Origin of the sequence: Solirubrobacter soli DSM 22325 (assembly GCF_000423665.1) — a bacterium.
Taxonomy (GTDB): Bacteria; Actinomycetota; Thermoleophilia; order Solirubrobacterales; family Solirubrobacteraceae; genus Solirubrobacter; species Solirubrobacter soli.
The window spans coordinates 41,938-54,551 of record NZ_AUIK01000010.1 but is presented as its reverse complement, the minus strand read 5'-3'; the positions used below and the strand labels follow the sequence as shown (position 1 = coordinate 54,551).

At 72.0% G+C, this 12,614-nt stretch carries 12 protein-coding genes; 10 read left to right on the top strand and 2 right to left on the bottom strand.

Annotation, left to right across the window (positions count from 1 at the left end; all coding sequences use genetic code 11):
• The first annotated feature begins 127 nt into the window (after positions 1-127).
• A complete protein-coding gene (gene ftsZ / locus G569_RS0110200) occupies positions 128-1,201 on the top strand; it encodes a cell division protein FtsZ (protein WP_028063340.1) in 1,074 nt (357 codons plus the stop codon).
• A gap of 45 nt (positions 1,202-1,246) precedes the next feature.
• Positions 1,247-3,232, top strand: coding sequence for a diguanylate cyclase (locus G569_RS57645; protein ID WP_157591937.1), 1,986 nt, complete (start codon positions 1,247-1,249; stop codon positions 3,230-3,232).
• Here G569_RS57645 and G569_RS0110190 read toward each other — a convergent pair.
• Positions 3,225-3,515 (bottom strand): hypothetical protein, encoded by a 291-nt coding sequence (locus tag G569_RS0110190; RefSeq protein WP_028063338.1) that lies wholly within the window; start codon positions 3,513-3,515, stop codon positions 3,225-3,227. The genes G569_RS57645 and G569_RS0110190 overlap by 8 nt on opposite strands.
• Positions 3,512-5,347 (bottom strand): hypothetical protein, encoded by a 1,836-nt coding sequence (locus G569_RS0110185; RefSeq protein ID WP_028063337.1) that lies wholly within the window; start codon positions 5,345-5,347, stop codon positions 3,512-3,514. The genes G569_RS0110190 and G569_RS0110185 overlap by 4 nt, the downstream gene beginning before the upstream one ends.
• A gap of 40 nt (positions 5,348-5,387) precedes the next feature.
• Here G569_RS0110185 and gcvT point away from each other — a divergent pair, with 40 nt between their 5' ends.
• The 8 genes from gcvT to scpB all read left to right on the top strand — a co-directional run bounded on the left by gcvT (position 5,388) and on the right by scpB (position 12,603).
• Entirely contained in the window at positions 5,388-6,467 is a 1,080-nt protein-coding gene (gcvT, locus tag G569_RS0110180) for a glycine cleavage system aminomethyltransferase GcvT (RefSeq protein WP_028063336.1), read from the top strand.
• Positions 6,468-6,854 (top strand): glycine cleavage system protein GcvH, encoded by a 387-nt coding sequence (gcvH, locus tag G569_RS0110175; RefSeq protein WP_028063335.1) that lies wholly within the window; start codon positions 6,468-6,470, stop codon positions 6,852-6,854.
• A 15-nt stretch (positions 6,855-6,869) separates the two neighbouring features.
• On the top strand, positions 6,870-8,177 hold the full coding sequence (gcvPA, locus tag G569_RS0110170; protein ID WP_028063334.1) for an aminomethyl-transferring glycine dehydrogenase subunit GcvPA: 1,308 nt from the start codon (positions 6,870-6,872) through the stop codon (positions 8,175-8,177).
• Between the two features lie 86 nt (positions 8,178-8,263).
• Entirely contained in the window at positions 8,264-9,727 is a 1,464-nt protein-coding gene (gene gcvPB / locus G569_RS0110165) for an aminomethyl-transferring glycine dehydrogenase subunit GcvPB (protein ID WP_028063333.1), read from the top strand.
• Between the two features lie 228 nt (positions 9,728-9,955).
• The gene (gene trpS / locus G569_RS47130; RefSeq protein ID WP_037495804.1) at positions 9,956-10,957 is read left to right on the top strand and encodes a tryptophan--tRNA ligase; all 1,002 of its coding nucleotides are present in this window, start codon (positions 9,956-9,958) and stop codon (positions 10,955-10,957) included.
• A 10-nt stretch (positions 10,958-10,967) separates the two neighbouring features.
• Positions 10,968-11,711: a segregation and condensation protein A gene (locus G569_RS0110155; RefSeq protein WP_028063332.1), complete on the top strand. Its 744-nt coding sequence runs from the start codon at positions 10,968-10,970 to the stop codon at positions 11,709-11,711.
• Positions 11,708-12,031: a hypothetical protein gene (locus G569_RS0110150; RefSeq protein WP_028063331.1), complete on the top strand. Its 324-nt coding sequence runs from the start codon at positions 11,708-11,710 to the stop codon at positions 12,029-12,031. The genes G569_RS0110155 and G569_RS0110150 overlap by 4 nt, the downstream gene beginning before the upstream one ends.
• Positions 12,028-12,603: an SMC-Scp complex subunit ScpB gene (gene scpB, locus G569_RS47125; RefSeq protein ID WP_053226143.1), complete on the top strand. Its 576-nt coding sequence runs from the start codon at positions 12,028-12,030 to the stop codon at positions 12,601-12,603. Before G569_RS0110150 ends, scpB begins: the two co-directional genes overlap by 4 nt.
• Positions 12,604-12,614: the final 11 nt, after the last annotated feature.

The window sequence follows — 12,614 nt, the reverse complement described above, 5'->3', positions numbered from 1 at the left end:
ACGATCTTTGCGGCGGTTCGCTCTCGTTGACATCGGGAACGAAATCCCCGTACCTTGCGGTAATCCGCCCGGTCAGCGAGCGTGCTAAAACGCTCGACCCTAACTAGAGGCACGGACGGAATTTCTCATGGAAGCCAGCGGTTATCTCGCAGTCATCAAGGTCGTCGGCGTCGGCGGCGGTGGAACCAATGCCGTCAACCGGATGATCGACGCAGGCCTGTCCGGCGTGGAGTTCATCGCCGCGAACACGGACGCCCAGGCGCTCCAGATGACCGACGCCGACCTCAAGCTGCACATCGGCGCCAACCTCACCAAGGGTCTCGGCGCGGGCGCCAACCCGCAGATCGGCCAGGGCGCCGCCGCGGAGTCGCGCGACGACATCAAGGAAGCGCTCAAGGGCGCGGACATGGTCTTCGTCACCGCCGGTGAGGGTGGTGGCACCGGCACGGGCGCCGCGCCCGTGATCGCGGAGATCGCCAAGAACGAAATAGGAGCTCTGACGGTCGGCGTCGTCACCCGCCCGTTCGCCTTCGAGGGCTCGCAGCGCTCCCGTCAGGCGCAGGAGGGCATCGACCGCCTGCGCGAGATGGTCGACACGCTGATCGTGATCCCGAACGAGAAGCTGCTCGCGATGGTCGAGCGCCGCACGAGCATCCTCGACGCGTTCCGCGAGGCCGACAACGTCCTGCGCCAGGGCGTCCAGGGGATCACCGACCTGATCACGATCCCCGGCCTGATCAACCTCGATTTCGCCGACGTGCGCACGATCATGGCCAACGCCGGGTCGGCGCTGATGGGCATCGGCACCGCCAACGGCGAGTCGCGGGCGTCAGAAGCCGCCAAGCAGGCGATCTCGAGCCCGCTGCTGGAGGAGTCCGTCGAGGGCGCCACCGGCATCCTGCTCAACATCACGGGCGGCCGCGACCTCGGCCTGTTCGAGGTCAACGAGGCCGCCGAGCTGATCCACTCCGCCGCCGACGCCAACTCGAACATCATCTTCGGCGCGGTGATCGACGAGGGGATGGGCGACGACATCCGCGTCACGGTGATCGCCACCGGTTTCGACCACGGCGGCGTCCGCGCCGCCCAGGAGCAGCGAGCCCGCCCGCCGCGCGATCGCGGCCCGCGGATCGACGAGCGTCAGCGCTCCTCGCTCGAGATCCGCGACGACGATCTCGACATCCCGCCGTTCCTTCGCTGACGGGCCCGCTCAAGGTTCGGCGTCCAATACGCCGATACCTGGGGCGTGAAACTCAGGCCGCACCCCGGATTGGTGGCGCTGCTCGCCGTCAGCGCGGTGTGGCTGGCGCTGTATGAGCTGCGCGTCGTCGCGTTCCCGGACACCCCGGTCGGCCCGCTCGCTTCGCGCTTCGCCCATGACGTCGTCCTCCTGGGCGCCTCCGCCGCGATCCTCTGGCGCGCGCTGCGCGTACGTGCCGAGCGCGCCGCCTGGCTGCTGATCGGCTCGGGCGTCCTCGCCTGGACCCTCGGCGAGATCTACTTCACGTTCGTCCTGTGGGACGAGAGCGCCCCGCCGATCCCGTCGCCCGCCGACGTCGGCTACCAGCTCTTCCCACTGCTCACGTTCGCCGGCATGTTCCTCCTGCTGCGCTCGCGCGCGAAGTCGTCGCCGGCGCTGATCGTCGACGGCATCGCCACCGCGCTCGCCGTCGGCGCGCTGAGCGCGGCGATCGTCTTCCAGACCGTGCTCGAGCACGCCTCCGGGGAGGCGGTCGCCGTCGGCACCAGCCTCGCGTATCCGCTGCTGGACCTGATCCTGCTGTCGGTCGGCGTCGGCGCGCTCGCCGGCACTGGCTGGCGCCTGGACCGCACCTGGGCGCTGCTCGTGGGCGGCATCCTGCTGTTCTGGCTCGCGGACTCGCTGTACCTCGTGCGCGCCGCCGAGGGGACCTATGAGTCCGGCGGGTGGTTCGACGCGGGCTGGTGGGGCGGGCTGTTCCTGATCGCCCTCGCCGCCTGGCAGCCGGTCCCCGAGCGACGCACGCGCGCCGCGGTCGACTCGCTGCGCCTGCTGGCCGCCCCGCTCGCCTCCGGAGCGGTCGCGCTGGAGCTCCTGGTCTATGGCTCGCTGAGCGACCTCAACTTCCTCGCCGTCGCGCTCGCGGCCGCGGCCTTGATCTTCGTGATGGTCCGCCTGACGCTCACGTTCCGCCAGAACGTGGGCATGTTGCGCGCCTCGCGCGACGAGGCGATGACCGACGCGCTGACCGGCCTCGGCAACCGCCGCGCGCTGACCGCCGCGCTCGACGAGGCCTTCGCCGGCGACGCGACGCTCGTGCTGGCGCTCTTCGACCTCGACGGCTTCAAGCACTACAACGACACCTTCGGCCATCCCGCCGGCGACGTCCTGCTCACCCGCCTGGGCGCGAACCTGCGCAAGTACCTCGGCACCCGCGGCACGGTCTTCCGCATGGGCGGCGACGAGTTCTGCGCGCTCTTCACCATCGCGCCGGGCGCCGACAAGGTCGAGCTGCTCGACGGCGCCGCGCTGGCGCTGAGCGAGCAGGGCGAGGGCTTCTGGATCGGCGCCTCCTACGGCGCGATCGCGGTTCCGACCGAGGCGGCCGACGCCGCCGAGGCCCTGCGCATCGCCGACCAGCGCATGTACGCCCAGAAGCACGCCAGCCGTAGCTCCGCGTCCAAACAGTCCAAGGACGTGCTGTTGAGCGCGCTGTCCGAACGCGATCCCGCCCTCTGCGGGCACATGAACGTCGTCGCCGAGCTGTCCGAGCGCACCGCCCGCCGCCTCGGTCTGTCGCGCGATGAGCTCGAGGTCGTCCGCCTCGCCGCCGAGCTGCATGACGTCGGCAAGGTCGCGATTCCCGACGAGATCCTGGCCAAGGCCGGACCGCTGACCGAGGAGGAGTGGACGTTCGTCCGCCGCCACACCCTCGCCGGCGAGCGGATCATCGCCGCCGCGCCCGCCCTGACCGCCGTGGCGCGGTTGGTGCGGTCAAGCCACGAGCGCTGGGACGGGGCCGGCTACCCGGACGGCCTCGCCGGCGACGCGATCCCGCTCGGCGCGCGGATCGTCGCCGTCGCCGACGCCTTCGACGCCATGACCGCCGGCCGCCCGTACCGCGCCGCGATCACCCACGAGGAGGCGCTCGCCGAGCTCCAGCGCTGCGCGGGCACCCAGTTCGACCCGGCGGTCGTCGCCGCCTTCGTCGCCACGGCCTCGGCGAAGGCCGTGCCGTTCGTGCTCACCTGACGCGCGGCCAGCGACGCGTCCAGAAGTACACCGGCGTCAGGAAGCCGCCGAACATCACGAGCAGCACCGTCCAAGCGGGCTCGTCGTGCTGGTAGGCGTCGACGGCGAGGATGATCGCCGGGAGGAAGTTCACCGCCGTCCACAGCACCATCAGCAGGACCGGTGCCAGTGGGAACTCGCCATCCGCGGGCGGATCGGCGATCAGCAGCGCGACGAACGCCAGGAAGATCGGGATCGGCAGCAGCGTCGCGATCCCGAGGCCGAGCTCGACGGGGCGTCTCATCGGACGCGGACGCTGACCGCGGGCGAGTAGCCGAGCTCGTAGCCGAACGCGGCCTCGCGGCGGATGCGCAGGCGGATCGCGTAGCGGCCCGGCGTGCCGCGGAAGCGCGCGACGGCACGCCAGGAGGGGCGGGCGCGGGTGGTCGCCACGGTGGACCAGCGGTTCCCCTGGCGGGCCTGGAGCTCGACGATCTTGCCGCCGGCCGGGATCGACGCGCCGCGGGTGCGCAGGCGGCCGGAGAAGCGGATCGTCCCCGCGCCGGACAGCGTCCGGGAGGACGCGCGGATCGACGAGGACGCCGGGACGCGGACGGAGAGGGTGCGCGACGAGGCGAGAAACCCATCGGCACCCGCGAAGCCGATGTTCAGGTCGCGGCTCGGGCCGGCGGGCATGACGAACGAGAAGCGACCCGACGCGTCGGTGCGCATGGGGGACAGGGTGCGCGGACGGGCGCCGGTGACCCGCGACGTGGCGGTGACGGCGATCGACTGCGAGCCCAGGATCGTCCCGTCGGTCAGCGTCAGCCGGCCGCTCACCCGCAGCGAGCGCCCGTAGCGGACGGTCGCGCGCCCACCACGGATGCCCGAGAGGCTCAACGCCGTCGCCGCGCCAGCCGTGACGTTCCCCGCGCGGTCGCTCACGCTGACGCGGATCCCGAGGCGCGAGCGGGAGATCGTGCTCGGCACGGTGGCGACCAGGCGGCCGCCGCGCACGGTGGTCGGCAACGCCGTATAGGCGCCGTCCTTGCCGGCCCGCACCGAGAGCTCCCCGCCCGCGATGCCCGACAGCGCGTCGGCGACGACCGCCGAGACCACGCGGCCGTTCAACGCCACCGAGCGGACCGTCGGCGCGGTCCCGTCGACGTCGACGGCGCGGCTCGCGAGCGCGATGTTGCCGCCGACGTCCACGGCGATCACCGCGAGCGAGTGGCGGCCGTCGGCCAGCCCGGTCAGCGGGACGCCGGGTGAGGCGCTCGTCGGGCACGGCGCGGCCTGCCGGTAGTCGCACGCCGGCGACTCCACGACGCGGTCGGTGCCGTCCATCGTGGCCCGCACGCGGCCCACGCCGGCGGAGTCGGTGGCGGTGACCGCGATGGCGTCTCCCGGCCGGCGCCACGCCTCCTCCGCGATGCTCACCGTGGGGGCGACGGGATCGTCGACCGTGACGATCGCCCGCTGGAAGTTGAGCCCCGCGTTGCCCTGGCCCTGCGCCCCGGTGTTGGTGAAGCACCACGACGACGGGTCGCCCTGGCACTCGATCCCGACCGCCACCGTCGAGGCGCCGACGGCGTACGAGACCGGGACCACGGTGGAGCGCGGCGCGTTCCCCCGCCGGCAGTACACGCCGTCGGACCCGTGCTGGTTGCCCGGGCAGGTCTCGGCGGCGATCGTTCCCGTCGGCGGGAACGCGTCGCCGGTCCGCGCCACGTAGGTCCAGACGCCGGACTCGACGGGCGCCGTCGCGGGATCGTCGGTGCTCTCGCGCACGACCGCGTTGCGCCACAGCTGAATCGACCGCACCGAGGTGCCCGCGGGCGCGCGGAACACGAAGGCCGCGCCTTCGCCGGTCCGCACGAGCCGCTTGACGCCCGTCTCGTCGCGCGAGACGACGCTGACCCCGTCCTCGGAACCGCAGCGGGCGAGGTCCGCGGACGTGACGAACGCCGACGGATCGGACAGCTCGCGGCCGAGCATGCTGTAGCGCTCGAACGTCCACGCCCGGTTGACGAGGTCCGGACCGCACGCGGTGACCTCGTAGGTGCCGGCCTGCGCGCGCCCCACGGGCAGCGCGAGCGTCGCGAACACCAGCAGCAGTGCGGCTTCCTTGCGCATCGACGGCCACAGGGTAGTTCGCGCTAGGGTCCGGTCCGAAATGGCGGCCGACACTGACACCCTGAAGCGCACCCCGCTGTACGACCGGCATGTCGCGGCGGGCGCCAAGCTCGTGCCCTTCGCCGGCTGGGAGATGCCGGTGCAGTACGCGGGCATCAAGGAGGAGCACCTCGACGTCCGCGCCCACGCGGGCGTCTTCGACGTCAGCCACATGGGCGAGATCGAGACCACGGGTCCGGACGCCGAGCGCTTCCTCCAGCGCATCCTCTCCAACGACGTCTCCAAGCTCGCCGACGACGGCGCCCAGTACTCCGTCCTGACGAAGGAGGACGGGGGCGTCCTGGACGACCTGTTCAGCTACAAGCTGGGCGAGAACCGCTACCTGACGGTCACGAACGCCGCCAACCACGAGAAGGACCTCGCGTGGTTCACCAAGCAGGCGGAGGCGTTCGACGTCACGCTCGTCGATCGCCTGCACGACTACGCGATGCTCGCGGTCCAGGGCCCGGAGGCGCGCGCCATCGTGGCGACCCTCACCGACGGCGAGCTCCCCAAGCGCTTCCGCACCGCCACGCGCACCGTGGCGGGCGCGCCGGACGTCCTCGTGTGCGGCACCGGCTACACCGGCGAGGACGGCGTGGAGCTGCTGGTCGCGCCCGACCATGCCGGCGACGTGTGGGACGCGCTGCTCGAAGCCGGGGTCAAGCCCGCGGGTCTCGGCGCGCGCGACACGCTGCGCCTGGAGGTCTGCTTCCACCTCTACGGCAACGACCTGATGGAGTCCCGCGGCCCGATCGAGGCCGGCCTCGGCTGGTGCGTGAAGGAGGACACGGGGTTCATCGGCGCCGAGGCGATCAAGGTCGCCCGGCAGAACGGCCCGTCCGAGCTGCTCGTCCCGTTCGTGATCACCGGCGGCGGCATCGCCCGCCAGGGCAACCCGATCCACGGCGGCGGCGAGGTCACCTCCGGCACGCTCAGCCCTTCCCTGAACGAGGGCATCGGCATGGCCTACGTCCCGATCGACAAGTCCGAGCCGGGCACCACTCTGGAGATCGACGTCCGCGGGCGCACGCGCACCGCGGAGGTCCGCAGCAAGCCGCTCTACACCAAGGAGACCTAAGTGGCCGACGCCAGCTACCCCGACGACCTCAAGTACCACGCCGAGCACGACTGGGCGCGCGTCGACGGCGACACCGCCGTGCTCGGCATCACCTGGTACGCCCAGGACCAGCTCGGCGAGGTCGTGTTCTTCGACCCGCCGGAGGTCGGCACGTCGATCTCCAAGGACTCCCCGTACGCCGAGGTCGAGTCCGTCAAGGCGGTCTCGGACGTGATCGCCCCGGTCAGCGGAGAGATCATCGAGGTCAACGATGCGCTCAAGGACGCTCCGGAGCAGATCAACGAGGACTCCTACGGCGAGGGCTGGCTCGTCAAGGTCAAGCTCTCCGACCCGTCCGAGATCGACGCTCTGATGGACTCCGCGAGCTACCAGGAGTCCCTGTCATAAGCTGAGCGGCTCACTATGAGCCGCTACACATCCGCCACTGAGGCCGACCGGCAGGAGATGCTGGCGGCCGTCGGTGTTGAATCGATCGACGACCTGTTCGCCGACGTCCCTGAGGGCGTCCGGCTGGGCCGAGCCCTCGATCTTCCCGCCGGCAAGCCGGAGCAGGAGGTCTACGCGAAGCTGCGCGACCTCGCCGCTTCCAACGTCTCGGCCGAGGACGAGCTGACGTTCCTCGGCGCCGGCATGTACGACCACTACGTGCCCGCGCTGATCGACTCGATCCTGCAGCGGTCCGAGTTCCTGACGCCGTACACGCCGTACCAGCCCGAGATCAGCCAGGGCGGGCTGCAGGTGATGTTCGAGTACCAGACCGCGATCTCGGAGCTGACCGGCCTGCCGGTCTCCAACGCGTCGGTCTACGAGGGCCCGAGCGCGGTCGCCGCCGCCGGCTGGCTCGCCCACGCCGAGACCCGCAAGTCGCGCTTCCTCGTCTCCGAGGGCCTGCACCCGCACAGCCGCGAGACGCTCGAGACGACCTCGGCCGGCTGGGGCACCACGATCGAGACGATCCCGCTCGCCAACGGCCTGACCGACCTGCAGGACGTCGGCGACGACGTCGCGGCGATCTTCGTCGCCCAGCCGAACTTCTACGGCGCGATCGAGGACCTCCAGCAGCTCGCGGCGGTCAAGAACGGCGCGCTGCTGATCGTCCAGGCGGACCCGCTGACGCTCGGCGTGCTCAAGCCCCCGGGCGAGTTCGACGTCGACATCTGCGTCGGCGAGGGCCAGACGCTCGGCAACCGGCTCGACTTCGGCGGCCCGAGCTTCGGCTTCTTCGCCGCCCAGCAGAAGTACCTCCGCCGGATGCCGGGCCGGATCGCGGGCGAGACGACCGACGTCGACGGCCGCCGCGGCTTCGTGCTCACGCTGCAGACGCGCGAGCAGCACATCCGCCGCGAGAAGGCGACGCACAACATCTGCACCGCCCAGGCGCTGAACGCGCTCGCGGGCATGATCTACCTGAGCTGGCTCGGCCGCGAGGGGTTGATCGAGCTCGGCGAGCTGCTGGTCTCCCGGACGCACTACGCCCGCGAGACGCTGACCGCCATCGACGGCATCGAGGCCGTCCACGACCAGCCGGTCGTGCGCGAGTTCGCGCTGCGCATCCCGAACGTGCACGACGTCGTCGAGTTCTGCGCCGAGCGGGGCGTCAACCCGGGCCACCCGGTGGGCGACGACGTGCTGCTGGTGGCGATCACCGAGCAGCGCTCGAAAGCAGACATCGACCGCCTCGCCGAGGTGCTCAAGGAGGCAGTGGCATGACGATCGCCGAGAACCGCCTCCACGCCGATCCCGGCATCGAGGCCCACGAGCAGCACCCGCGCCGGAGCGCGCTTGTCGAGACCGACATGCAGCGCGACCACGCGAAGACGATCTACGAGAAGTCCAAGCCCGGCCGGCGCGCGTTCGTCGCGCCCGAGCTGGACGTCCCCAAGCACGAGCTGCCCGAGCAGTTCCGGCGCTCGGAGCCGGCGAAGCTGCCGGAGATCGCCGAGCCGGAGATCGTCCGTCACTACAACCGGTTGTCGAAGCGCAACTTCGACCTCGACACCGGCTTCTACCCGCTCGGGTCGTGCACGATGAAGCACAACCCGAAGCTGCACGAGCGGGTCGCGGCGCTGCCGGGCAACTCGCGCCTGCACCCGCTGCAGTCGCCCAAGCGGGCGCAGGGTGCGCTGCAGCTGATGCACGAGCTGCAGGGCGCACTGGGGGAGGTCGCGGGGCTGCCGCACGTCTCGCTGCAGCCGTCCGCGGGCTCGCACGGCGAGCTCGCCGGCGTCCTGCTCACCCGCGCCTACCACGAGGACCGCGGCGACGTCCGCACCAAGATCCTCACCCCGGACACCGCGCACGGCACCAACCCGGCGACGGTGACGATGGGCGGCTACGAGGTCGTCAAGGTCGGCACCAACGCCGACGGCGGCGTCGACGTCGACGACCTGCGGTCCAAGGCCGACTCCTCCGTCGCCTGCCTGATGCTCACCAACCCGAACACGCTCGGCGTGTTCGACCGCAACATCGAGGAGATCGCCAAGATCGTCCACGGCGTCGGCGCGACGCTGTACTACGACGGCGCGAACCTCAACGCGGTCATGGGGCGCACGCGCCCGGGTGACATGGGCTTCGACATCGTGCACTTCAACCTGCACAAGACGTTCACGCAGCCGCACGGCGGCGGCGGTCCCGGCGCCGGCCCGATCGCGGTGTCCGAGCGCATGGAGCCGTACCTGACCAAGCCGCAGGTGGTCAAGCTCGACGACGGCACGTTCGACCTCGACTACGACCGGCCGAAGTCGATCGGTCGCCTGCGCGGCTTCCAGGGCAACTACGGCGTGTTCGTGCGCTCCTACGCGTACATCCTGTCGCTCGGCTCCGACGGCCTGCAGGAGGCGTCCGAGACCGCGGTCCTGAACGCCAACTACCTGCTCGCCAAGCTCAAGCAGCTCGGCGTCACCGAGTACCTCCCGCCGGCCTTCGACCGCCTGTGCATGCACGAGTTCGTGCTGAGCGGGTCGCCGATGAAGAAGGAGCTCGGGCTGCGCACGCTCGATCTGGCCAAGCGGCTGCTCGACCACGGCTTCCACCCGCCGACGGTCTACTTCCCGCTGCTGGTCGACGAGGCACTGCTGATCGAGCCGACCGAGACCGAGACGATGGAGACCCTCGACGCGTTCGCCGAAGCGCTCGCGAACATCCTGCGCGAGGGCGCCGAGGACCCGGAGATCGCCCGCAACGCCCCGTACGGGACGCCGGTCCGGCGCCTCGACGAGGCCGGCGCGGCCAAGCGGCCTGTCATCAGACAGCCGCTCTAGGAGTCTGTTGATGAATGGTCGGTCCGACCGGCGTGGTGCAGTCGCCAGTGGCTCGCGTCGCACGCGCTCGCGATGCGGCCCTCTGGGCCGCGAGCAGCGCGGGTGGCGCGAGACGCCGCGGATGTGCCGCGGCGGGCGAACCGGTATTCGTCAACCGGCTCCCTAGGTTCGAACCGCTCGCGGCGGCCGGGGCTCCGGCCGCCGCGGCGATATCGTGGCGGCGGCGAAATGGTCATCTTCTCCGGCATCCAGCCCACCGGGCGCAAGCACCTCGGCAACTACATCGGGGCCATCCTGCAGTACGTGGAGGGTCAGGATCGCGCCGATCCCGCGATCTACTGCATCGTCGACCTCCACGGCACGACCGTGGCCTACGAGCCGGAGGAGCTGCGCACGCGCACCCGCGACACGGCCGCGCTGCTCGTCGCCGCGGGGCTCGATCCCGCGCGCTGCATCCTCTTCCGCCAGGGCGACGTGCCCGAGCACACCGAACTCACGTGGCTGCTGTCGAGCGTCACGTCCGTGGGCCAGCTCAACCGCATGCACCAGTTCCGCGACAAGGCGGGCGCGGCGCGCGACCGGGTGAGCGCCGGGCTCCTGTACTACCCGGTGCTGATGGCGGCCGACGTGCTCGCCTACCGCGCGCACGAGGTACCGGTGGGTGAGGACCAGCGCGAGCACATCGAGTTGATGCGCGACGTCGCGGAGGCGTTCAACAAGCGCTTCGGCGAGACGCTCGTCGTCCCGGAGGGCAACATCCCGAAGGTCGGCGCGCGGATCCGCGACCTCAAGGAGCCCGACAAGAAGATGTCGACCACCGGCGGCACGCCCGGCGGCACGGTCTACGTCGACGAGGAGCCGGGGAGCATCGTCAAGAAGTTCAAGCGCGCGGAGACCGACTCCGGGCGCGAGATCGTCCGCGGCGACGACAAGCCCGGCATCACGAACATGATCGAGATCCTCTCGGTCGTGCGCGGGACGTCGCCGGCCGCCATCGAGCACGACTTCGAGGGCAAGGGCTACGGCGACTTCAAGGGCGCCGTCGGCGAGGAGGTCGCGGAATGGCTGCGACCGACCCGCGAGCGCTACCTCGAGCTGCGCGAGGACACCGCCGCGATCGAGTCGATCTTCGAGATGGGGGCCGAGAAGGCACAGGCGATCGCGGCGCCGGTGCTCGCCGACGTGCGCGAGGCGATGGGCGTCGGAAAGCCCGTCCGAAGCACCACCTAGCCTCTCGGGCGTGCGCATCGCCCAGCTGGAGCTGGACCTCGACGTCTTCGCCGGTCCCTTCGATCTGCTCCTCTCGCTGATCCTGCGGGAGGAGCTCGACCTGCTCGAGGTCGACCTGGCGGAGGTCGTCATCGCCTACCTGGACCACCTGGAGTCGCTCGACGAGCTGGACCTGGAGTCCGCGACCGAGTTCCTGGTGCTGATCGCGGCGCTGCTGGAGCTCAAGTCGCGGCTGATGCTCCCGGGCGAGGAGATCGAGGAGCTCGACGAGCTGGCGCCCGCCGAGGCCGCCGAGGAACTGGTCGAGCGGATGCTGCAGTACGCGCGCTTCCGCGGCGCCGGCGGGCATCTCGCGGGTCGCCACGACCACGGCCAGGGCTACCTGTACCGGACCGCGCCGCTGCCGCCCGAGTTCCGCAAGGCGTCGGAGGCGGGCGCGGAGAAGGCGTACGACGCGGACGTGCTCGGCGCTTCTCTGGGCGCGCTGCTGCGTGTGCCCGCGCCGATCGACCTGACCCACATGGCGATGCCGCGCGTGACCGTCGCCGAGCGCCTGAAGGTCCTGCGCGACCTGCTGCGCCGGGGGACGTTCAGCTTCGACGAGGCGGTCAAGGACGCCGACCGCGTCACGATCTGCGTCACCGTCTTCGCGCTGCTCGAGCTCTACAAGCGCGGCGAGGCCGCGTGGGAGCAGGACGAGCCGTTCGGCCCGATCACGGTGACGTCCGACGCGCGCCAGAGGGCCGCGGCATGAGCGCCGCCGCCGCGCCGGGCCGCGCCGCCGGGCCGGGCCGCGCCGCCGGGCCGGGCCGCGCCGCCGGGCCGGGCCGCGCCGCCGCGCCGGGCCGCGCCGCCGCGCCGGGCCGGGCCGCCGCCACGGGCCGCGCCGCCGCGCCGCGCCGGGCCGCCGCGCCGGGCCGCGCCGCCGCGCCGGGCCGCGCCGCCGGGCCGCGCCGGGCCGCCGCCACGGGCCGCGCCGCCGCGCCGCGCCGGGCCGCCGGGCCGGGCCGCGCCGCCGGGCCGCGCCGGGCCGCCGCGCCGGGCCGCGCCGCCGCGCGAGGCGCGCGCCCGTGACGCTCGCCGCCCAGCTTGAGGCGCTGCTCTTCCTCGCGCCCGACCCCGTCTCGGTCGAGGAGCTCGCCGACGCGTTGCAGGTCGGCGAGGAGGCGGTCGGCCAGGCCGCGAACGAGCTCGAGGCCGACCTCGAGGACCGCGGCCTCGTGCTGCGGCGGCTCGCCGGCGGGCTCGCGCTCGCGTCGCATCCTGACGCCGAGGAGGCCGCCCGGCGCCTGCTCGGCCGACCGCGCACGCCCGCGCTCACACCCGCCCAGGCCGAGACGCTCGCGATCGTCGCCTACCTGCAGCCGGTCAGTCGTCCCGAGGTCGCCCGCATCCGCGGCGTGGCGTCGGAGTCCGCGACCTCCGCGCTGACCGACCGCGGGCTGATCGAAGAGGCGGGCCGCAGCCAGTTCGGCGCCGTCCTGTACCGCACGACGGGGCTCTTCCTCAAGCTCTTCGGGCTCGGGTCGCCCGACGAGCTGCCGGACATCGCGCAGTGGGACCCGTCACCCGAGGAGGCCACCGCCCTGCGGGATCGCCTGCTCCGTGCGGGCGAGGCGCGAGGAGAAGCCGCCGCCGCGCGTTAGACCGGTTGTGA